The organism is Brevibacterium sp. K11IcPPYGO002 (genome assembly GCF_050920635.1).
Lineage (GTDB): Bacteria > Actinomycetota > Actinomycetes > Actinomycetales > Brevibacteriaceae > Brevibacterium.
The window spans coordinates 3,455,914-3,475,796 of record NZ_CP131929.1; the positions used below are offsets into that span (position 1 = coordinate 3,455,914).

16 protein-coding genes and 1 tRNA gene are annotated in these 19,883 nt (G+C 67.0%); 10 read left to right on the top strand and 7 right to left on the bottom strand.

From position 1 onward, the window contains the following. Nucleotides 1-61 precede the first annotated feature (61 nt). The 3 genes from QYM46_RS15915 to QYM46_RS15925 form a co-directional block, all read right to left on the bottom strand. Nucleotides 62-134 (bottom strand) — tRNA-Thr (locus tag QYM46_RS15915). Between the two features lie 196 nt (nt 135-330). Further along, nucleotides 331-1,191, bottom strand: coding sequence for a DsbA family protein (locus QYM46_RS15920; RefSeq protein ID WP_432789747.1), 861 nt, complete (start codon nt 1,189-1,191; stop codon nt 331-333). Nucleotides 1,192-1,400: 209 nt separating this feature from the next. After that, entirely contained in the window at nt 1,401-3,452 is a 2,052-nt protein-coding gene (locus QYM46_RS15925; RefSeq protein ID WP_432791750.1) for a serine/threonine-protein kinase, read from the bottom strand. Between the two features lie 65 nt (nt 3,453-3,517). On the opposite strand from QYM46_RS15925, the gene QYM46_RS15930 reads away from it, so the two are divergent. Together QYM46_RS15930 and QYM46_RS15935 are read left to right on the top strand one after the other, a co-directional pair. Further along, nucleotides 3,518-5,107 (top strand): alpha,alpha-trehalose-phosphate synthase (UDP-forming), encoded by a 1,590-nt coding sequence (locus QYM46_RS15930; protein WP_169253223.1) that lies wholly within the window; start codon nt 3,518-3,520, stop codon nt 5,105-5,107. Nucleotides 5,108-5,117: 10 nt separating this feature from the next. Then, nucleotides 5,118-6,020: a trehalose-phosphatase gene (locus QYM46_RS15935; protein ID WP_169253224.1), complete on the top strand. Its 903-nt coding sequence runs from the start codon at nt 5,118-5,120 to the stop codon at nt 6,018-6,020. 161 nt (nt 6,021-6,181) lie between these two features. Here the strand turns inward: QYM46_RS15935 and QYM46_RS15940 are convergent, their stop codons facing one another. Together QYM46_RS15940 and QYM46_RS15945 are read right to left on the bottom strand one after the other, a co-directional pair. Continuing rightward, nucleotides 6,182-7,237 (bottom strand): substrate-binding domain-containing protein, encoded by a 1,056-nt coding sequence (locus tag QYM46_RS15940; protein ID WP_432789748.1) that lies wholly within the window; start codon nt 7,235-7,237, stop codon nt 6,182-6,184. Next, nucleotides 7,234-8,262, bottom strand: a complete 1,029-nt coding sequence (locus QYM46_RS15945) for a LacI family DNA-binding transcriptional regulator (RefSeq protein ID WP_432789749.1) — start codon at nt 8,260-8,262, stop codon at nt 7,234-7,236. The genes QYM46_RS15940 and QYM46_RS15945 overlap by 4 nt, the downstream gene beginning before the upstream one ends. 227 nt (nt 8,263-8,489) lie before the next feature. On the opposite strand from QYM46_RS15945, the gene QYM46_RS15950 reads away from it, so the two are divergent. The 4 genes from QYM46_RS15950 to QYM46_RS15965 all read left to right on the top strand — a co-directional run bounded on the left by QYM46_RS15950 (nt 8,490) and on the right by QYM46_RS15965 (nt 13,200). Beyond that, nucleotides 8,490-9,197, top strand: coding sequence for an ABC transporter ATP-binding protein (locus QYM46_RS15950; RefSeq protein ID WP_432789750.1), 708 nt, complete (start codon nt 8,490-8,492; stop codon nt 9,195-9,197). 3 nt (nt 9,198-9,200) lie between these two features. Continuing rightward, nucleotides 9,201-10,565, top strand: a complete 1,365-nt coding sequence (locus QYM46_RS15955; protein WP_432789751.1) for a DUF4032 domain-containing protein — start codon at nt 9,201-9,203, stop codon at nt 10,563-10,565. A 133-nt stretch (nt 10,566-10,698) separates the two neighbouring features. Continuing rightward, nucleotides 10,699-11,562: an SDR family NAD(P)-dependent oxidoreductase gene (locus QYM46_RS15960; RefSeq protein WP_248278978.1), complete on the top strand. Its 864-nt coding sequence runs from the start codon at nt 10,699-10,701 to the stop codon at nt 11,560-11,562. Between the two features lie 138 nt (nt 11,563-11,700). Continuing rightward, the gene (locus tag QYM46_RS15965; RefSeq protein ID WP_432789752.1) at nt 11,701-13,200 is read left to right on the top strand and encodes an amino acid permease; all 1,500 of its coding nucleotides are present in this window, start codon (nt 11,701-11,703) and stop codon (nt 13,198-13,200) included. Nucleotides 13,201-13,272: 72 nt separating this feature from the next. Here the strand turns inward: QYM46_RS15965 and rlmB are convergent, their stop codons facing one another. Next, the gene (gene rlmB, locus QYM46_RS15970; RefSeq protein WP_432789753.1) at nt 13,273-14,211 is read right to left on the bottom strand and encodes a 23S rRNA (guanosine(2251)-2'-O)-methyltransferase RlmB; all 939 of its coding nucleotides are present in this window, start codon (nt 14,209-14,211) and stop codon (nt 13,273-13,275) included. A gap of 61 nt (nt 14,212-14,272) precedes the next feature. Further along, nucleotides 14,273-15,724, bottom strand: coding sequence for a cysteine--tRNA ligase (gene cysS, locus QYM46_RS15975; RefSeq protein ID WP_432789754.1), 1,452 nt, complete (start codon nt 15,722-15,724; stop codon nt 14,273-14,275). 248 nt (nt 15,725-15,972) lie between these two features. Here cysS and QYM46_RS15980 point away from each other — a divergent pair, with 248 nt between their 5' ends. The 4 genes from QYM46_RS15980 to QYM46_RS15995 all read left to right on the top strand — a co-directional run bounded on the left by QYM46_RS15980 (nt 15,973) and on the right by QYM46_RS15995 (nt 19,714). Then, nucleotides 15,973-17,532 (top strand): sodium-dependent transporter, encoded by a 1,560-nt coding sequence (locus tag QYM46_RS15980; RefSeq protein ID WP_432789755.1) that lies wholly within the window; start codon nt 15,973-15,975, stop codon nt 17,530-17,532. A 1-nt stretch (nt 17,533) separates the two neighbouring features. Then, a complete protein-coding gene (locus tag QYM46_RS15985; protein ID WP_081770452.1) occupies nt 17,534-17,647 on the top strand; it encodes a methionine/alanine import family NSS transporter small subunit in 114 nt (37 codons plus the stop codon). A 304-nt stretch (nt 17,648-17,951) separates the two neighbouring features. Continuing rightward, a complete protein-coding gene (locus QYM46_RS15990) occupies nt 17,952-19,043 on the top strand; it encodes an S-(hydroxymethyl)mycothiol dehydrogenase (RefSeq protein ID WP_432789756.1) in 1,092 nt (363 codons plus the stop codon). After that, entirely contained in the window at nt 19,043-19,714 is a 672-nt protein-coding gene (locus QYM46_RS15995; protein WP_169253232.1) for an MBL fold metallo-hydrolase, read from the top strand. Before QYM46_RS15990 ends, QYM46_RS15995 begins: the two co-directional genes overlap by 1 nt. Nucleotides 19,715-19,883 lie beyond the last annotated feature (169 nt).

The following is a 19,883-nucleotide window of genomic DNA, read 5'->3' on the forward strand; positions in this document are numbered from 1 at the left end:
ATAACCGTGTCATCACGCAAAGAACCAGGGCAGACAATCGAGTGTCTGCCCTGGTCAGGTGAGCCCCCTGTCAGACTCGAACTGACGACCTTCGCTTTACAAGAGCGGTGCTCTACCAACTGAGCTAAGGAGGCGTGGTGCGCACCGAGCGTGCGCGCCTACACGATAGTAGTCCATGGCCGGGCCCGGCCACAAAACCGCCGGGGACGAAGAGGGCCGGACCCCACCTCGGCGGGGTCCGGCCTTCGATCGTGCTCTGTCGAGCCGAGCGTTGTGCTGGTCTGATTCCGGTTCCGGCCTCGGCCAGCACCCGGTCAGGAACTCAGTGGCTCAGCCCTTGAACTCTCCGGTGGCCTTGAGGATCTCGGTGGCCAGTGCCTGCGAGTCGCTGGTCTTGTCGGTGTGCTCGCCATTGATGAGCACCCACGGGGTGGCTTCGACTCCGTCGTCCAGAGCGGTCTGGCTCGACTGCTCGACGAACTTGTCGAAGGTCCGGTCGGTGACGCAGGACTCCACGGTCTGCTCGGGATCGGCCTGGAGCTTCTTCGAAGTGTCGACACCGGCGTCCTCGGCGACCTTGAGCAGCTCCTCATCGGTGCGGCCCTCGGTGCCCTCCTCCGGCTGCTGGGCGTAGAGCGCGTCGAACAGGTCGATAGCGACCTCGGGCTGGCTGTCGACGACACAGGCGGAGAGGTTGGCAGCGCGGGTCGAGTACTCGTTTCCGCTGGACATGCGGTCGAGGAACGACACCGGCTTGTAGTTGACGACGATCGATCCCTCGTCGGCGAGCTTGCGCAGCATGCTCGCATTGCCTTCCTCGAAGGCCTTGCAGCCGGGGCACTGGAAGTCGAGGTAGACGGTGACCGTAGCGGCCCCCTCCTTCGCGCCCTCCTCGGTCGGAGCCGGTAGATCCGACTCCTCACCCTCGGGCATCTTCAGCGGCTGCACGAGCGTGTTGTCCTTGCCCACGGTGATTCCGTCGGACACATAGTTCGTGGGGCTGACAGCTGGTTTGCTCTGCTGGAAGACCAGCACGGCGACCACGGCCAGCACAGCGACGACGACCACTGCGATCCCGGTGTACAGGATCGTCTTCGCGGTCTTCTCCTTCTTCGCCTGATTCGCCGCGATCTGCCGGGCGTTCTCGCGTGCGCGGTTCCGCTTGTCGTCCGCGGAGTTGTTCTTCGCCATTGTTCCTCACGTTGGATCGTCTGACATCGGTGCGGCCTGTGGCCCGAACGGTGCGGGACGGCTTCCGCGACCCGACGGCACCACTGTACCGAAACAGGTGCTGCGCCGACTCCCAGAAACATTCAAGGTTCAACTACAACGTTCAACTACCTCAACACTGCGCCGGTAGCTTCCGGCACGCACCGGACCAGGCAGCCACACCGGTCGCCTCACACCGGTCCGGGCAGGTAGTCGAAGGGGTTCATCGTCAGCGGCCACCAGGACATGGCCGCCCCCGACTGGATGACCATGACGGCGAGGATGACGAGCAGCGCGATCACGGCCAAGGCGATGAGCCGGCCGAGCTGGTTGCGAGTGGCTCCCGAGACGAGCAGCCGCGAACCGAAGCGCAGGCTCGAGGCTCCCGGTCCGACCCACAGCACCAGTGAACCGGCAGCGCCCGCGGCCCACACCGACCATTGTTCGGACGACCCGCTGGGCACGATCCCGGCGATGTCGAGCCGGGTGAGCACGAGCGCGGCGGCGGCCGCGATCGCCGGCAGGATGAGCGAGGCCACCGAGGTCAGGGTCGAAGCCAGCACGGCCCCCGGCGCCGAGGCGAGCGCCCGGAAGAATCCGCCCGAATCGGTTCCGCGCTCGAACCGATACCGCTGGACCTTCCGATCCAGACGCGTGCCGGTGCGGGCGAGCACCGACCAGATCAGAGAGACGAGGCAGATGACCAGGGGCCCGAGGGGCATGACGGCGACGGCCAGAGCCACGAGCCCGAAGACGACCCAGCCGCCCGACTGCACCCGTCGGTATCCCATCGGCTGCAACGGCTGTCCACCGGGCTGCATCTGCTGCCCGCCTGGCTGCGTCGGCTGCCCGCCCGGCCCCATGAGCTGCCCGCCGTGACCGGCCTGGTCGCCCCACTGCCCCTGATGAGCCTGACCATGCGGACCACCGGGACCGCTCGGCCCGACGAGGTTCTGCCCCTGACCGGGCTGAACGAAGCCGGAACGGCCGAGGTCCGCGCCGGCCATGGGCGATCCCGGACCTGCCTGAATGCCGCCGTTGGGGTTGCTGATCGGCGGGGCGGTCGCCTGTTGCGGGGGCTGCCCGTGCATCCGCCCGGAGCCATAGCCCGTCCCCTGGCCGGGCCCCGCACCCTGGCCGGGCCCCGCACCCTGGCCGGGCCCCGCACTGTGGCCGGGCCCTGCACCGTGGCCGGACCCGGCATGACTGGTGGGCCGGCTGGATCCGGGGTACTGCGGCTGCCCGCCTCCGGACGGTCCGGCTCCCGGATAGCCGGTGCCTGCGCCGATAGCCGCACCCCCGAGCGCTGCCCCAGCGGCCCCGGCTCCACCGTGACCGGCACCGCCACGACCGCCGCCGTCATCGACGGCGGGCATGACCGCGGTTCCGCTCGGTGACCGCTGCGGACCACCCGGACCGGCTCCGCCGCTGGGCCCCGACCCGAGCTGCGGCATCCGCCCGGACTCGATGTCGACGAGAGCGTCGAGGATCATCTGCCCCGACGGACGGCGTTCGGGTTTCGGATCGAGGCAGGCGGAGATGAGCGGAGCGAAGTTCTTCGGCGCCCCGTCGAGGTCGAATTTGCCCATGGCCACACGACCGAGCACGGCTTCCAAGGGTCCGGCCCCGTAGGGGTTGCGGCCCGTGGCGGCGAACGCCATCGTCGCGGCCCACCCCCACCAGTCGGTCTTCTCACTCGAAGTCTTGCCGTCGGCGATCTCCGGGGACAGATAGCCGGGGGTGCCCATGACCAGACCGGTGGCGGTCACGCGCACTTCGTCGGCGACCTGGGCGATGCCGAAGTCGATGACCATGGGCTCGCCGTCCATGATCATCACGTTCGCGGGTTTGAGGTCACGGTGGATGACGCCGGCATCGTGGACGGCGTTGAGGGCGTCGAGGAGGGCATGGCCGAAGTGGACGAGCTCATCCTCGGCGAAGGGGCCGTTGTCACGGACATCGTCGGACAGGGTCTGCCCGTCGACGAATTCGGTGATGATGAACGGCTGCGCGGAATCGAGCTCCGCGTCGAGGACCTCGGCGATGCGGGGGTGGCGGATCCGCCGCAGGGTGCGGGTCTCGCGGGCCAGACGCTTGCGTGCGGTCTCATCATTGGCGATGTGCGGATGGAGGACCTTGACGGCGACCGGGTGGTTTCCGCCGTCGACACCGAGGTAGACGACACCCATGCCGCCCGAGCCGAGCTCCTCGATGAGGCGGTAGCCTCCCAGTTCCTGATCCATCACCTGGCCAAGCCTAGTCGAGCGAGTAGAGTTCATTCCAAGGACCGACACAGGAGGAGGCGCAGATGAGCACCGTCGACTCTGCCGAGCCCAGCACCGACACCCCCTTCGGCGACAGCGATTTCGTCGTCGTGGCCAACCGCCTGCCCGTCGACCGTGATCCTCATGATGCGAACCACGGATGGCGTACCTCACCAGGAGGTTTGGTCACCGCGGTGGCTCCCGTGATGAAGGCCCAGGAGGGGGCGTGGATCGGCTGGACGGGCGTCGCCGACGAGGACTTCGAGCCCTTCACGATCGACGGCATGCATCTGACCCCGGTGACCCTGACAAGTGAGGATGTCCTCAGGTACTACGAAGGGTTTTCCAACGCCACGCTGTGGCCGCTCTACCACGACGTCATCGTCCCGCCCGAGTACCACCGCACCTGGTGGGATGCGTATGTGCGGGTCAATGAGCGCTTCGCGCACAAGGTCACCGAGGTGGCCGCGGAGTCCGCGACCGTGTGGATCCATGATTATCAGCTCCAGCTGGTCCCGCAGATGGTCCGACGCCTGCGCCCGGACCTCGCGATCGGGTTCTTCAACCACATTCCCTTCCCGCCCTACGAGCTCTTCGCTCAGCTGCCGTGGCGCGACGAGATCCTCCGCGGGCTCCTCGGCGCCGACCTCATCGGGTTCCAGAGGCCGGCGGACGCAGCGAACTTCCGCCGCGCCGTCCGCGGACGTCTGGGATATGCGACGAAGGGGTCGACGGTATCGGTCCCGCCGGGCGACTTCCTCCCGGCCCACCTCGTCCGCGCCGAGTCGTTCCCGATCTCGATCGACACTCCCTATCTCGAGGAGCTCGCCCGCGATCCGAAGATCGTCGAGAGGGCGAAGCAGATCCGCGAGGAGGTCGGCAATCCGCGGGTCGTCATGCTCGGCGTCGATCGGATGGACTACACGAAGGGCATCCGCCACCGACTCAAGGCGTTCGGGGAGCTGCTCGCCGAAGGCCGACTCGATGTCGAAGATGTTGTGCTCATCCAGATCGCGACCCCGTCGCGGGAGCGGCTCGAGCAGTACAAGATCATCCGCCACGACGTCGAACTGGCCGTCGGGCGGATCAACGGAGAGCAGGTCGACGTGGGGTCGATCCCCGTGCGCTACCTCCACCATTCCTACCCGCGCGATGAGATGACGGCGTTCTTCCTCGCCGCCGATGTCATGCTGGTGACCGCTCTGCGCGACGGAATGAACCTTGTTGCCAAGGAGTATGTGGCGTGCCGGAGGCGCGACGACGGCGCTCTCGTGCTCTCCGAATTCACCGGAGCGGCCGAACAGCTCAAGGGCGCGGTGATGGTCAATCCCCACGACATCGCCGACCTCAAGGCGGGAATCCTCGAAGCTGTGCAGATGGACGAGAGGACTCGCACACGCCGGATGAAGCAGATGCGCAAGAGGGTCGCCACCGACACCGTGAGCCGGTGGTCGAAGAACTTCCTCGCCGAGCTCGAGCACATCAAGGACAATCCCGAGGCCATCGTCCCCGAACAGCCCGTGGTGCAGAAGAAGCGGACCGCACCGCCGCCGGACGTGCCGGCGGCCCCGTCCGATCGCGCCGAGCGACCCGATGATGCCGAGTGGACAGACGATATCTCCACCGCCCGCTAGGAGAAGCACAGTGACATCGAAGCCGACCGTGCTCGGTCCTGCCCGCTCCACCCCCGCCGAGGTGGTCCTGCGTGATCTCGCCACCGCCGAATCGCTGTTGCTGGCCTTGGATTTCGATGGGGTGCTCGCGCCCCTGCAAGACGATCCGTCGACCTCCCGGATGGTCCCCGAATCGGCTGCGGCCGTCGCGGCGCTCGCCGGCCTGCCGCGCACGCGGGTGGCGCTGGTGTCCGGTCGCGATATCGCGACCCTGCGCCGGCTGTCCGCAGCCCCGGACTCGGCGTGGCTGATCGGTTCGCACGGCGCGGAGGCCGAACTCGGCAGCGACGCTGATCGCGATCCCGACTCCGCAGTGGGCCGGTCTCCCGAACTCACCGCGGCCGAGGCGGACAGACTCGCCGCCATCGATGCTCATCTCGACGCATTCGAACACACGCTTCCGGGCACCGACGGCTCAGGCGATGCCGACGGTGCCTCGGATTTCCTCATCGAGTCCAAACCCTATTCGCGGACGGTCCACACTCGCGGACTCGCCCCCGAGGCCGCCGCGGCCCTCCACGAGCACGCCACCGAGGTGGTCGAGGAGTTCCCGGACATCCGTGTCATCGAAGGCCACGACATCACCGAACTCGCCGTCAAGCAGGCGACGAAAGGCGATGGCATCCGGCTGCTCGCCCGCGCCGGCGAACCGACGGCAATGGGCTACCTCGGCGATGATGTCACCGATGAGGACGCCTTCGCGGCACTCGACGAACTCACGGACTCCCGCGCTCTGAACGCTGGTCTCACCGTCAAGGTCGGGTCCGCGCAGACTCGCGCTGCGTGGCGGATCGCCGACCCTGCCGCTGTGGCCGACCTGCTCGGTCGCCTCGTTGCCGAACGCACGGATTTCCTCCGCACCGTCCACGATTGAGGGCCGTCCACGGCCGCGGTCGGGCCGCCTCGGCGCACTCCGCTCGATCCGACTCACCGGACGGATCCACGTCACGACAGGGCCGCCTCGGCGAGGATGGTCCGGCTCCGACGCTTCGGTCGGGCCGCCTCGGCGCGAGTGAATCCGAATGAACCCCGAGGTCAGCGGCGCTGCGGGGGAACGGCACTGGCGCGGAGGACGAGGTCCGGGTCGACCGTGTAGTCGACGTGCACGCGCGCGTGCCCGGCGGCGATCATCGCGCGGATCTCGTCGATCGCCGACTGCGCCACGGTCGCCCAGTCGTAGACGACCTGCGACAGCGGCGGTTGGACGACATCGGCGTCGGGGACATCGCCGACTGTGAGCAGGGACAGGTCGCGGGGCACGTCGAGCCGCAGCCGCTGGGCGGCTTCGAGCAGGCCGAAGGACAGGGACGGGGCGCAGGCGATGACGGCGGTGCAGCGCAGGTCGAGCAGCTCCTCGGCGGCGGCGACTCCGGCCATGGCTCCGCCGGCGGCCTCGACGACGGGGGCCTGATCACGGGTGGCGGGGATGTGGAGGATCCCTGCCATCGATCTGCGGAAGCCGGCGATCCGGGCCGGGGCCGCCGAATCGCGCAGCACGGCGAGTCCGATGCGTCTGTGGCCGAGGTGGACGAGGTGGGCCACGGCGGTCTCGATTCCGCCGGTCGCATCGAGGTAGATTCGCGAGATCCCGTCGTCGTGGCGGGCATTCGAGATGCGGATGAGCGGCAGCCCGCGTTCGGCGAGCATTCCCGCGAGCACACCGGCGGCACCACCGCCGACGACGATGGCTCCTGAGATCCTCGGTCCGCCGTGTTCGCTGCCGAGGATGGTCTCGAGCAGAGCCTCGTTGCGTTCGGCGATGGCCTCGATGTGGACGACGGCGATGCCGAGTCCGAACATCCGGTTCGTCAGGATCTCCGCCAGCCGCGAATACGGGTCGACATTGCCCGCGGACACCGCGGGTTTGATGAGCGCGATGAGCGACGAACCGGCACCGTCCCCGGCACCCGTCGTCGGGGCCTGCCCGGTGGCGCCGAGGATCGCCAGCGCCTGCCGCACCTTCGCGAGAGAGGCGACCGAGACCGATTCGGGATCACGCAGGGCCCGTGAGGCGGTGGCCTTCGAGACCCCGGCGGTGCCGGCGATCTCGGCGAGGCGGACGTGCCGGTGCTCGGGCAGGTGATCGCTCATCGGCGGGCCGCCGTCGTCGAGGTCCGGGCGACGAGTCGGGGACGGAACACCGGCGGCACCGAGGGCAAACCCGTCGTCGAGATCCGCAGGGTCTGCAGGGTCGCCGCGATGAGGGCGTTCGACAGTCCCTCGACGTCGAGGCCGAGCACCGTGGCGGGAGGGCCCGTGAACTTCATCGTCGGGGAATCGCCGAACCCGACGACCGACATGTCCCGCGGCACCTGCAGATGCCGATTCCGCAGACCGTGGAGAGCGCCGTGCAGCTGCAGAGCCGACTGGACGATCACTGCTGTGCACGTCGCGTCCTTGAGCTCGAGGACCGCACGCGACCCGCCAGAGAACGATTTCGGCACCTGTGAGATCCAGTCTTCCAAGTGGAGCCCGAGATTCCTGGCGGGATGTTCGGCTAAGAAGCGGCGGATGAGCTGGACGGCCAGCTCACCGCTGTCATTGCAGATCAGCCCGATCCTCCGGTGTCCGATCGCCCGCAGATGTTCGAATGCTGTGGTCATCCCCCCGCCGAGGTCGAGCCGCGCTGCGATGACATCGGCACTGCCCTGCCCGGTTCCGGGCGTACCCGCCACGGAAACTTCAGTCCCGGCCGTGTCGGCCTCCTCGGCTGCGGACTGTTCGGCGACGCGGATACAGGGGATCTCCGTGTTCAGGCTCGTCATCGTCGTCGTCACCAGGGCCACGGCGCCGGCGTCGATCGCGGTCTGCAGCGGTTCCGGATCGGTCTCGACCAGCGGACGGGTGACGAGGAGATCGTGATCCTGCAGGGCTTTGGTCACGCGGGTGCAGACCTGGACCTGCCAATGTTCGGGATTGCCGGGGGCGCTGACGGCCACGAGCCGCCTCGGCGCATCATGGAGCAGGGTCGAACGCGAATAGCCGAGCTCGCTCATCGCCTCCAGCACCTTCGCCCGGGTCGACTCGGCGACGGCACCGCGGCGGCCGAGCACCCGGGAGACCGTGGCCAGAGAGACTCCGGCCCGGGCGGCGACCTCGTCCAACGTGACCTTCATAGACGTCAGTCTACTTTCGCGCCGCGGTATACGTCGGCGCAGTCGGCGGGGTGGACGCTGCGGTATGCGTCGGCGCACAGCCATCGTGCTGAGAATCACTCTACGCTTTGTCGAATTCACAGAGCACCCCAACCCTCCACCCCTTAGGATGAGAGTGACTGAGCATCCCTGCCAGGTCACCGACGACCAGCTGCTCACGGAGTTATTCAGAAGTTTTAGGAGGACTTATGTCAACGGTGTCGTTGAATGGCCTCAGTCATGTCTACGAGAACACGACGTCCGAATCCGTTCACCCGTTCAACCTCTTCGTCGATGACGGCGAGTTCCTCGTCCTCTACGGTCCCGCCGCGTCGGGCAAGTCGACGATCCTGCGGATGCTCCACGGCCTGGAGACCCCGAAGACCGGCACCATCCTCATCGACGGCGCCGATATCACCCACGCCGCCGTCAACGACCGCGATGTCACCCTGGCGCTGGAGAGCTACGCGCTCTACCCGCATCTGAGCGTGCGCGACAATCTCGGCTTCGCGCTGCGCGTCGACGGTCTGCCCGCCGATGAGATCCAAGAGCGCGTCGAATCCGTGATGGACAAGATCGGACTGAGCGACATCCTCGACTCGGTTCCCGGCGACCTCACTCAGCTGCAGCGCCAGACCGTGGCCCTGGCCCGCGCCGTGGTCCGCCGGCCCAAGGTGCTCATCATGGACGAGCCCGTGGTCAACCTCGTCCCCGAACAGCAGACGGAGACCCTGTCGCTGATCAAGGACCTGCAGCAGGAATTCGGGCTGACGACGATCTACGCCACCTCCGACCTCGAGGACGCGAAGGTCCTCGGCGACCGGATCGCGTTCCTCGACCACGGACGGCTGATCGGGGTGGAGACACCCGACCTCGCCGAGGCGCTCGTGGCCTCGGTCTCCGACTCGGACTCCTGAACCGTGCCGGGAACCCTGCCCCCGCCGGACCCGTCCTCACACCCTGCACCGTCGGCGTCGACGTCGGTCGGCGCGGCCGCATCGGTCGGCGCGGCCGCATCGGTCGGCGCGGCCGCATCGGTCGGCGCGGCCGCTCCCTCACCGGAGATCCACACGGTCCGGAACGCCGATCATGCGGCCTTGGCCGAACTCCCCTGGCATCTGCCGCTGGCTCAGTGGCCGGAGACGCTGCTGGGCGGTCTGCCCCGCGGAATCTCCCGCCACGTCGTGCGCTATGTCGAGATCGGAGACGAAGTGCTCGCGATCAAGGAGACCGACGATGCGCAGGCCACGCGTGAGTTCGACATCCTCGGTGCGCTCGGCAACCTCGACGTCCCCCTCGTCGAGGCCCGCGCCGTCGTCGGCGGCCGCCGGACCGCATCGGGCGAGGCGCTCAAGGGCGCCCTCATCACCGCCTATCTCGAATTCTCCCTGCCCTACCGCGCACTGTTCTCCCGGGACCTGGCCGAGGACACCGGCGGTCGCCTCGTCGACGCTCTGGCGGTGCTGCTCGTCCGCCTTCACCTCGTCGGCTTCTACTGGGGAGACGTGTCCCTGTCGAACACGCTCTTCCGCCGCGACGCCGACGCCTACGCCGCCTATGTCGTCGACGCCGAGACCGGCGAGCTGCACGACCAGCTCTCCGACGGGCAGCGGAACATGGACCTGCGGATCGCGCGGATGAACATCGCCGGGGACTTCCTCGATCTGCAGGCCGCGGGACTCGTCGCTCCCGAGACCGATCCGCTCGCGGCCGGTGAGCGACTGTGCGAGTCCTACAACGCCCTGTGGGCGGAGCTGACCCGGGTCGAGGAATTCAGCGTCAGCGAACGCTGGCGCATCGACGAACGTATCCGCCGCCTCAACGACCTGGGCTTCGACCTCGGCGAACTGACCGTGACGACCGATATCGACGGCATCAGCCTGCTCGTGTCCCCGAAGGTCGTCGAACCCAACCACCATTCGAGGCGTCTGCTGCGACTGACCGGGATCGGTGCGAACGAGAACCAGGCGCGGGCGATGCTCAACGACCTCGACTCGTTCCGCTCGGCCCCCGAGATCGCCGAAGTCGACGAACTCGACGAATCCCAGGCCGCCCGCCGCTGGCTCGACGAAGTGTACAAACCCCTCATCCAGGCGATCCCGGAGAACCTCACCCGCAAACTCGAACCCGGGCAGATCTTCTACGAGTTCGCCGAGCACCGCCGCACCATGGCTCGCGCCCGCCAACGCGACATCCCCACGATGGAGGCCATCGCCTATTTCATCGTCGACTACCTGGCGAACCTCCCCGACGAGATCCGCTACGTCGACAGCGAGAAGTTCTGACGCTCCCACCTCAGCCGATGTTCCACAAGGTGAAACGGGAACGGCGGGGCCGCCTCGGCGGGCATACCTTGGAAGTCCGCGGAGTCGACACCGGTGTCGCTCCGGAACCGAACCCCGCCCGGAAGGACTCCCGATGTCGACGAACGAGCCGATGCCCACGAACGAGAACAACCCGTCGATCCCGTCCCTGTTCGACTTGAGCGGCCGCACGGCCGTCGTCGTCGGAGCCGGCTCCGGACTCGGGCAGGCCAGCGCGATCGGGCTGGCCGATGCAGGGGCACACGTCGTCGCCGCCGATCTCAACCTCGCCGGCGCCGAGGCGACCGCCGCACTCATCGCCGCCCGTCGCACGGGATCGGCTGCGCACGGAGCCGCCGATAGCGGAGCTGGGGGTGGGTCCGCCTCGGCGGTGGCCGTGGACATCACGGACACGGCGTCCGTCGACGCGCTCGTGGACGCCTGGGCCGATGCCGAGGTCCTCGTCATCACTCCCGGGGCGAATGTGCGCAAACGACTGACGGACACCTCCGATGACGAGTTCGACCGGGTCATCGACATCAACCTCAAGGGCACCTACCGACTGATGCGCGGATTCGGCCGTGAGATGGGTGAGCGCGGTCGCGGCTCGATCGTCACCTACGCCTCGTTCCGGGCACTGGCCATCGAACCCGGGCAGGGACTGTACGCGGCGGCCAAGGCCGGGGTGGTGCAGCTGACGAAGACGATGGCGAGCGAGCTCGGAGGCAAGGGCGTGCGCGTCAACGCGATCCTGCCCGGACCCTTCGACACTCCCCTGACCCAGCAGATCAAGGCCGAGGGGAAATGGTGGGACGCGTACGCGGACAAGACCGCCCTGGGCCGGTGGGGTCGACTGCACGAGATCGCCGGGCCCGTCCTCTTCCTCGCCTCGGACGCCTCGAGCTATGTCACCGGGCACTCGCAGCTCGTCGACGGCGGATGGATGGCCCAGGACGGCCGATTCACCCCCGACGTGTGAGACCTCTGCTGTGTTCTGCGCGGGCTCTGCCGAGTGAGACCTCTGCTGTGTGAGATCGACGACGCCGCAGGACGGATTCGCCCGTGATCACGGGGGAGCCCGGCGAGACAATATTCATGGCCATGCAAGAATATTCATATGACCGTTTCGCACACACCGTCCACCCCGCCGACGCACACTCCCACAGGAGTGCTGCGGCAGTTGGGACGACGCAAGTCGATCAGCGCCATGACCGCCGAGGCCCACACCGATGCCCAGTCCGCGCAGCAGGGTGGGCTGCGGCGGACCTTCGGCGTCTTCCAGCTGACGATGATCAGCGTCGGGGCCACCTTGGGCACGGGAATCCTCGTCATCCTCGGCGAGGCAGTGCCTGTGGCCGGCCCCGCCGTCTGGCTCGCCTTCGTCCTCGCCGGAATCACGGCGCTGCTGTCGGCGGTCAGTTACGCCGAGATGGCCGGAATGGTGCCGGTGTCCGGGTCGAGCTACTCGTATTCCTACGCCACTCTGGGTGAGGGCGTCGCGTGGGTCTGCGGCTGGTGCCTCGTCCTCGAATACGCGGTCTCGGTCGCCGCGGTCGCCGTCGGCGCCGCCGACTATGTCAACGAGACCCTGCGCGTCTTCGGCCTCGAGCTGCCCGCGTCTCTGACCACGGGACCGGGCCTCGCCGAGAATCCGGATGGGATCATCAACGTCTCGGCGCTTGTCGTCGTGGCCCTGGCGACCGTGCTGCTCATGCGCGGCGCCCGCGAATCCGGTGTCGCCAACACCATTCTCGTGTTCGTCAAGATCGGCATCCTCGTCTTCTTCGCCGTCGTCGCTTTCACCGCGTTCAAGGCCGGCAACTTCGCGCCGATGCTGCCGATGGGTGCCGCCGGTGTCACCGCGGCCGCCTCCAGCGTGTTCTTCTCCTATATCGGCTTCGATGCCGCGTCCACGGCCGGTGAGGAAGCGAAGAATCCGCGCCGGGACCTGCCGCGGGCGATCATCTTCTCCATGCTCATCGTCACCTCGATGTACGTCCTCGTCGCCGTCACAGCGATCGGGGCGCGGCAGTGGCAGTGGTTCGACGGCGCTCATGCTCCCCTGGTGCAGATCGTCGAGGAGATCACCGGGTCGAATATCGCGGTGCTGGCCTTCGCCGTGGCCGCGGTGCTCGCGATCTTCTCCGTCGTCATCACCGTGCTCTACGGTCAGTCTCGGATCCTGCTGACGATGGCGCGGGACGGCATGGTGCCGAAGATCTTCGGGGTCGTCTCCCAGCGCACCGGCACTCCCCTGATCGGCACTCTCATCGTCGGCGGCCTCGTGGCCGTCACGGCGGCGCTCATTCCGCTCGGCGAACTCGCCGATGCCACGAGCATCGGCACCCTGTTCGCGTTCTGCCTGGTCAATATCGCCGTCATCTACCTGCGGTTCAAGCGCCCCGACCTCGACCGTTCGTTCAAGGTTCCGTTCGGGCCGGTCGTCCCCGCGCTGGGAGCCGTGGCGTGTGCGTTCCTCATGGTCAACCTCGGCGGGCGGACGTGGATCGTCTTCGGTGTGTGGATGGTCGTCGGCGCCATCGTCTATCTCACCTACAGCCGCCGCCACTCAACGGTCGGGGCCATGGACGAGGCAACGTACCGCACCACCCTCTGATTGCTACCTGACGGCGGCCCAGCAACCTCGCGCGAGGTTGCTGGGCCGCCGTCAGGTAGCAATTGGGGGTTTTCAGGGGCGGCGGGCTCGTGCCACCTCGTAGAGGGAGACCGCTGCGGCGATGCCGGCGTTGAGCGACTCGGTGGTCGCCGCGATCGGGATCGACACGATCTGGTCGCACGTCTCCGAGATGAGCCGCGACAGACCCTTGCCTTCGGAACCGACGACGATGCACAGCGGGTCGCGGGTGAAGGTCAGTTCGGGCAGCTCGACGTCACCGTCCATGTCGAGGCCGACGACGAAGACATTCTGCTTCTTCAGCTCATCGATCGCCCTGGCCAGGTTGACCACCTGTGCCACGCGGATGCGCGAGGCGGCACCGGCGGAGGTCTTCCACGCCGCGGCCGTCATCGAGGCGGCGCGACGCTCCGGGATGATCACACCGTGACCGCCGAAGGCCGCCGTCGACCGGACGATGGCACCGAGGTTGCGCGGATCGGTGATCCCGTCGAGGGCCACGAGCAGCGGAGTCTCGGCTCGTTCGGCCGCGAATTCGAGCAGGTCGGCGGGGTCGGCATATTCGTACGGCGGAACCTGCAGGGCGATGCCCTGGTGGATCGCGTCGTCGGTGAGCCGGTCGAGGTCGGGCTTGCTCGCTTCGAGCATCGAGATGCCGCGCTGAGTCGCCAGAGTGATGGATTCGCGCACCCGGTCGTCGGAGTCGATGCGACCGGAGACGTACATCGCGGTGGCCGGAACACCTTCGCGCAGAGCCTCGAGGACCGAATTGCGTCCGGCGACCATATTCGGTCCGAGCTCCTTCTTCTTCCGCTTCGCCTGCGCCGAGGCGTTCGAGCTCTTTCGCTGCTGCGCGGCCTTGTGCGCCTTGTGATAGACGCGGTCCTCGGCCTTGGGCGTCGGGCCCTTGCCGCGCAGGCTGCGCCTGTTCTTGCCGCCCGACCCCTTGGTCGGGCCCTTCTTCGATCCGCCGGAGCGGGGATTGGAAGCCATGTATTTCCTATCAGGTGCGTTGGGGTCACGAGCTCATGCCCGTGACCGAAATTCGTCGACCTCAGCCCTCGCCGAGGTGGTAGCGGTACCCGTCGGCCGTGTCCTCGATGATGACGCCGGCCGCGGCCAGTTCGTCACGCAGGGCGTCGGCGGTGGCGAAGTCCTTCTCCGCTTTCGCCTCGGCCCGCCGTGCGGCCATGGTGGCCACGAGGGAGTCGAGTGCGGACTCCGCCTTGGCATCGGTCGCCGATCCGGCCCAGACAGCGGCGCTGGGATTGACTCCGAGGATGTCGAGCATGAGCTCCACCTCGGCGACGATTCGCGCCAGTCCCGCCCGGTCGCTGCCGGAGTCGAGGAGCTTCGCTCCCTCGCTCACGGACGCGAAGACCACGGACAGCGCCCGCGGCACACCGAGGTCGTCGTCGAGGGCGGCGGCGAATTCGGCTGGAACGTCGACGCTGCGTGAAGCATAGGAGTCGCTGACGTCCGGCAGCGCCGGCGCGTCCGCTCCGAGTGCCTGGCGGGCGCGCTGGAGGAAGTTCTGAAGCCGTTCGAGCGAGGCCGCCGAGCGTTCCATCGCCTCGTTCGAGAAGTCGAGGATCGACCGGTAGCTGGCGCCGGTGAGGAAATAGCGCACGGCCAGCGGGCTGAACGTGTCGAACAGGTCGGAGGCGAAGACAGAGTTGCCCAGAGACTTCGACATCTTGTCCCCGCCCACATTGAGCAGTCCGGAGTGCATCCAGATGTTCGCGAACTGGTCGCCGGCCGCTCGGGACTGGGCGAGCTCGTTCTCGTGGTGCGGGAAGCGCAGGTCGAGTCCGCCACCGTGGATGTCGAAGTTCGACCCCAGGTACTTCGTCGACATGGCCGAGCACTCGATGTGCCAGCCCGGCCGGCCCCGTCCCCACGGCGACGGCCACGAGGCGGTGATCGGCTCCGAGTCCTTGTGCGACTTCCACAGCGCGAAGTCCCTGGCGTCCTTCTTCCCGCGCAGCTCGGCCCCCTCGGACAGTTCCATGTCCTCGAGCTTCTGGTTCGTCAGTGCCCCGTATTCGCTCCACGAGGCGGCGTCGAAGTAGACATCGGCGCTGCCGTCGAGCGCAGGGTAGGCATGACCGGCCTCGATGAGGCGGGAGATGAGTTCGATCATCTCGGTGATGTGCCCCGTCGCGCGCGGTTCGCTGCTCGGCGGCAGCACATCGAGCGCATCGTAGGCGGCGGTGAAGGCGCGTTCGTACTTATACGCGTGAGCGAACCATTCCCGACCCTCCTCGACGGACTTCGACAGGATCTTGTCGTCGATGTCGGTGACGTTGCGGATCATGGTCACCCGGTAACCGCTGTAGAGCAGCCAGCGGCGCAGAGTGTCGAACACCGAGGCCGAGCGCAGGTGGCCGATATGCGGCTCGCCCTGCACCGTGGCGCCACAGACATAGATACCGACCTGACCGTCGTTGACGGGGCGCAGTTCTTCGGTCGTGCGGCTGGCGGTGTTGTAGAGCGAGATAGTCACGCCCCCAAGTCTACCGGGCGTGGAAGATTTCCCAGTTTCCCATTATTCGATACACGACTGTTATGCGCATCACGTGACGGCGGGCACATTGCCCAGCGTTTTCACAGTAAACTGGAGCCATGCAATGAAGCCGCAGCAGAGATCATTTCTCACATCACGGACTTCACATCGGACCACCGATCTCACAGACGAAACTTCGGTGGCCCCACTCGGTCACGATGGTCCGCGACCGGACAAGAAAGGACATCATGTCACCCAAGTCATCACCCCAGAGGGAGGTCTTCGTCTCCCGCGGCGCGTTCATCTTCGCGGCCATCGGTTCGGCGGTCGGCCTCGGCAACATCTGGCGCTTCCCGTATGTCACCTACGAGAACGGCGGCGGCGCCTTCCTCATCCCCTACCTCGTCGCTCTGCTGACAGCAGGCATCCCGCTGCTGTTCTTCTACTACGCGATGGGCCACCGGTCTCGCGGATCGGCTCCGCTGGCCTACCGGATGACTCACCGTGCCGCCGAGCCCATCGGTTGGTTCGCCACCGGAATCGCGATCATCATCGGCATCTACTACGCCGCCATCATCGGCTGGGCCGGCTCCTATATGTTCTTCTCGCTGACTGAGGCCTGGGGCGATGACGCGGAGGGCTTCCTCTTCGGCGAGTACCTCAAGCTCGGAGACCCCGGAATCTCCTTCGAATTCGTTCCCGGCGTGCTCATCCCGCTCATCATCGTGTGGGCCATCGTCCTCGGCATCCTCCTGCTCGGTGTGCAGAACGGCATCGCACGGTTCTCGAAGATCTTCATCCCGCTGCTCATCGTCCTCTTCCTCGCCCTCGTCGTCCGGTCGCTGTTCCTTCCCGGCGCTGCGGGGGGACTGAATGCACTGTTCACTCCCGACTTCTCGGCGCTGACAGATCACAAGGTGTGGATCGCGGCGTACGGTCAGATCTTCTTCTCGCTGTCCATCGCCTTCGGCATCATGATCACCTATGCCTCCTACCTGAAGAAGAAGACGAACCTCACCGGCTCCGGACTCGTCGTCGGCTTCTCGAACTCGGCGTTCGAGATCCTCGCCGGCATCGGAATCTTCGCGGCCCTCGGGTTCATGGCCTCTGCGCAGGGCGTCGAGGTCTCCGAGGTGGCATCGTCGGGCATCGGCCTGGCCTTCGTCGGCTTCCCGACGCTGATCTCCCAGATGCCCGGCGGGGCGATCTTCGGATTCGTCTTCTTCGCCTGCCTCGTCTTCGCCGGTCTGACCTCGCTGATCTCGATCGTGCAGGTGCCGATCCAGGCTCTGCGGGACAAGTTCCGTCTCAGCAACAAGACCTCGACGGCGACCGTCGGCGGAGCGATGGCGATCGTCTCGCTGGTGCTCATGCCCACGGTGACCGGACTCTACGCGCTCGACACCATGGATGCCTGGGCGAACAACATCGGCATCGTCGGCTCGGCCGTCCTCGCGATCGTCGTCGTCGCGTGGCTGCTGCGCAAGCTGCCGGTGTTCAAGCGTCACCTCAACGCAGTCTCGAGCTTCAAGCTCGGGTGGACCTGGATGATCCTCATCTCGATCACCGGTGTGGTGCTCGCCTACATGCTCGTCACACAGATCATCGCCTACGCCACCGACGGCTACGAGGACTACCCGGCCGTCATCATCGGCACCTACGGCTGGGGCATGATCGCCCTGCTCGTCGTCGCCTCCATCGTCCTCACACTGGTCAGATGGCCGAAGAAGACGATCGACGACATGAACGAGGCGATCGCCGACTCCGTGGCCGAAGAGAACCTCCGCAACGAGACCAAGGGAGTCTGACATGGGCACTTCAGCAATCGTCATGATGGTCATCGCGATGGTCACCGTCTGGGGCGGCCTGGGAGCCGCAATGCTGCACCTGCGCAAGCACCCCGACGAGGACGTCGCCGACTGACGGACCGGGTGGACCCCACCCCGTTCACGACCGGCTGAGTCGGATCCGCAGCACCGCCTCGGCGACGCGGATCGGCTCACCCTCGCCGAGGCGGTCCGATGCAATCCAAGCATCGGGCCGCCTTCGCCTATCCACCCTCACCCCACCCAGGTCGAACGCATCGTCTCACTCCTGAATCACCCACTGGTCGCGGACGTCCGGCCTGGTTAGGGTGGGGGTGTGAGCACCCCTGCCGGGGTGCAACAGGTCCACTTCGGGTTCCGTATCCGCGGACACCCGCTGCCGAAGACACAAAGGAGACGCAATGCCACAGACGGTCAAGGGCGTCATCTCCCGCAGCAAGGGAGCCCCAGTCGAACTCACCGACATCGTCATCCCGGATCCGGGCCCGGGCGAGGTCGTCGTCGATGTGAAGTCGTGCGGCGTCTGCCACACGGACTTCCACTACCGCGAAGGCGGAATCAGCGACGACTACCCGTTCCTGCTCGGCCACGAGTCCGCCGGGTTCGTCTCCGAAGTCGGCGATGGGGTCACCGAGGTCGAGGTCGGCGATTTCGTCATCCTCAACTGGCGCGCCATCTGCGGAGACTGCCGTGCCTGCAAGCGCGGCGAACCCTGGTACTGCTTCGACACCCACAATGCTTCGCAGAAGATGACCCTGCCCGACGGCACCGAGCTCGAAGCCGCACTGGGCATCGGCTCGTTCGCCGAGAAGACGCTCGTCGCCGCCGGACAGTGCACGAAGGTCCCCGAGGCGGACCCGGCGGTCGTGGGTCTGCTCGGCTGCGGAATGATGGCCGGAATCGGCGCCGCCATCAACACCGGTGAGGTCACCCGCGGCAAGTCCGTGGCCGTGATCGGCGCCGGCGGTGTCGGCTGCGCGGCGATCGCCGGTTCGGCTCTGGCCGGAGCGAACACGATCATCGCGCTCGACATCGATGAGAAGAAGCTGTCCTGGGCCAACGATTTCGGTGCCACGCACACCGTGAGCACGAAGGGCATGAGCGAGGACGAGGTCGTCGCCGCGATCCAGGAGCGCACCGGAGGCTTCGGCGCCGATGTCGTCATCGACGCCGTCGGACTCCCCGCCACCTGGCGGCAGGCCTTCTACGGCCGCGACCTCGCCGGCACCGTCGTGCTCGTCGGCGTGCCGACTCCGGAGATGGAGCTCACCGTTCCGCTGCTCGACGTATTCGGCCGCGGCGGCAAGCTCAAGTCCTCGTGGTACGGCGACTGCCTGCCCGACCGCGACTTCCCGATGCTCGTCGACCTCTACCAGCAGGGACGTTTCCCGCTCGAGAAGTTCGTGTCCGAACGCATCGGCATCGGCGATGTCGAATCCGCATTCGAGAAGATGGCCAAGGGAGAAGTCCTGCGATCGGTGGTGGAACTGTAATGACAGCTATTGAGCATCTCGTCACGTCGGGTACGTTCTCCCTGGATGGGGAGACGCACAACGTCGACAACAATGTGTGGATCATCGGTGATGATTCCGAGGTCATCGTCATCGACCCGGCCCATGATGTCGATGCGATCGCCGAGGCGGTCGGATCCAGAGAGGTCAAGGCCATTCTGCTCACGCACGGTCACGACGATCACGTGCGCGTCGTCCGCGACTTCGCCCAGCGGGTGGGCAACCCCACCGTGTACCTCAATCCCGATGACTATGTGCTCTGGGACATGACCTTCGAGAACTACCGTCCCGATGGACAGATCGCCCACGGCGACACCTGGACCGTCGGCGGAATCAAACTCAAGGCTCTGCACACCCCCGGCCACTCCCCCGGTTCGACGTGCTTCTTCGTCGAGACCGGTCTGCCGGCTCCGGCATCGGCCGGTGCCGGTCGGGCGGTCGGTCCGGTGCTGTTCTCCGGCGACACCCTGTTCAACGGCGGCCCCGGAGCCACGGGCCGGTCGCATTCGAGCTTCGAGACGATCATCGAATCGATCCGCGACGTGCTCTTCCCGCTGCCCGAGGCGACAGTCGTGCTCACCGGACACGGTGACTCGACGTCGATCGGTGCCGAGAGTCCGGCCCTCGAGGACTGGATCAAGCGCGGCCACTGATCGGCCACTGAGTCGCCGCAGCCCAAGCGCTGAGTCGCAGCTGTGCGCGCAATGCACCTCGCAGACGCGGGTCGCGACCCCTACGGGTCCGCGACCCGCGTCTGCGCTCTCCGGCCCCGACGGATAGACTTCTCGGGTGCCTGAATCACAGTCTTCGCAGCCCGCCGAG

Coding starts and splice junctions, on each gene's coding strand:
- QYM46_RS15920 (WP_432789747.1), bottom strand. CDS start 1,191: ATGGCGAAGAACAACTCCGCGGACGACAAGCGGAACCGCGCACGCGAG.
- QYM46_RS15925 (WP_432791750.1), bottom strand. CDS start 3,452: ATGGATCAGGAACTGGGAGGCTACCGCCTCATCGAGGAGCTCGGCTCG.
- QYM46_RS15930 (WP_169253223.1), top strand. CDS start 3,518: ATGAGCACCGTCGACTCTGCCGAGCCCAGCACCGACACCCCCTTCGGC.
- QYM46_RS15940 (WP_432789748.1), bottom strand. CDS start 7,237: ATGAGCGATCACCTGCCCGAGCACCGGCACGTCCGCCTCGCCGAGATC.
- QYM46_RS15945 (WP_432789749.1), bottom strand. CDS start 8,262: ATGAAGGTCACGTTGGACGAGGTCGCCGCCCGGGCCGGAGTCTCTCTG.
- QYM46_RS15950 (WP_432789750.1), top strand. CDS start 8,490: ATGTCAACGGTGTCGTTGAATGGCCTCAGTCATGTCTACGAGAACACG.
- QYM46_RS15960 (WP_248278978.1), top strand. CDS start 10,699: ATGTCGACGAACGAGCCGATGCCCACGAACGAGAACAACCCGTCGATC.
- QYM46_RS15965 (WP_432789752.1), top strand. CDS start 11,701: ATGACCGTTTCGCACACACCGTCCACCCCGCCGACGCACACTCCCACA.
- rlmB (WP_432789753.1), bottom strand. CDS start 14,211: ATGGCTTCCAATCCCCGCTCCGGCGGATCGAAGAAGGGCCCGACCAAG.
- QYM46_RS15980 (WP_432789755.1), top strand. CDS start 15,973: ATGTCACCCAAGTCATCACCCCAGAGGGAGGTCTTCGTCTCCCGCGGC.
- QYM46_RS15985 (WP_081770452.1), top strand. CDS start 17,534: ATGGGCACTTCAGCAATCGTCATGATGGTCATCGCGATGGTCACCGTC.
- QYM46_RS15990 (WP_432789756.1), top strand. CDS start 17,952: ATGCCACAGACGGTCAAGGGCGTCATCTCCCGCAGCAAGGGAGCCCCA.
- QYM46_RS15995 (WP_169253232.1), top strand. CDS start 19,043: ATGACAGCTATTGAGCATCTCGTCACGTCGGGTACGTTCTCCCTGGAT.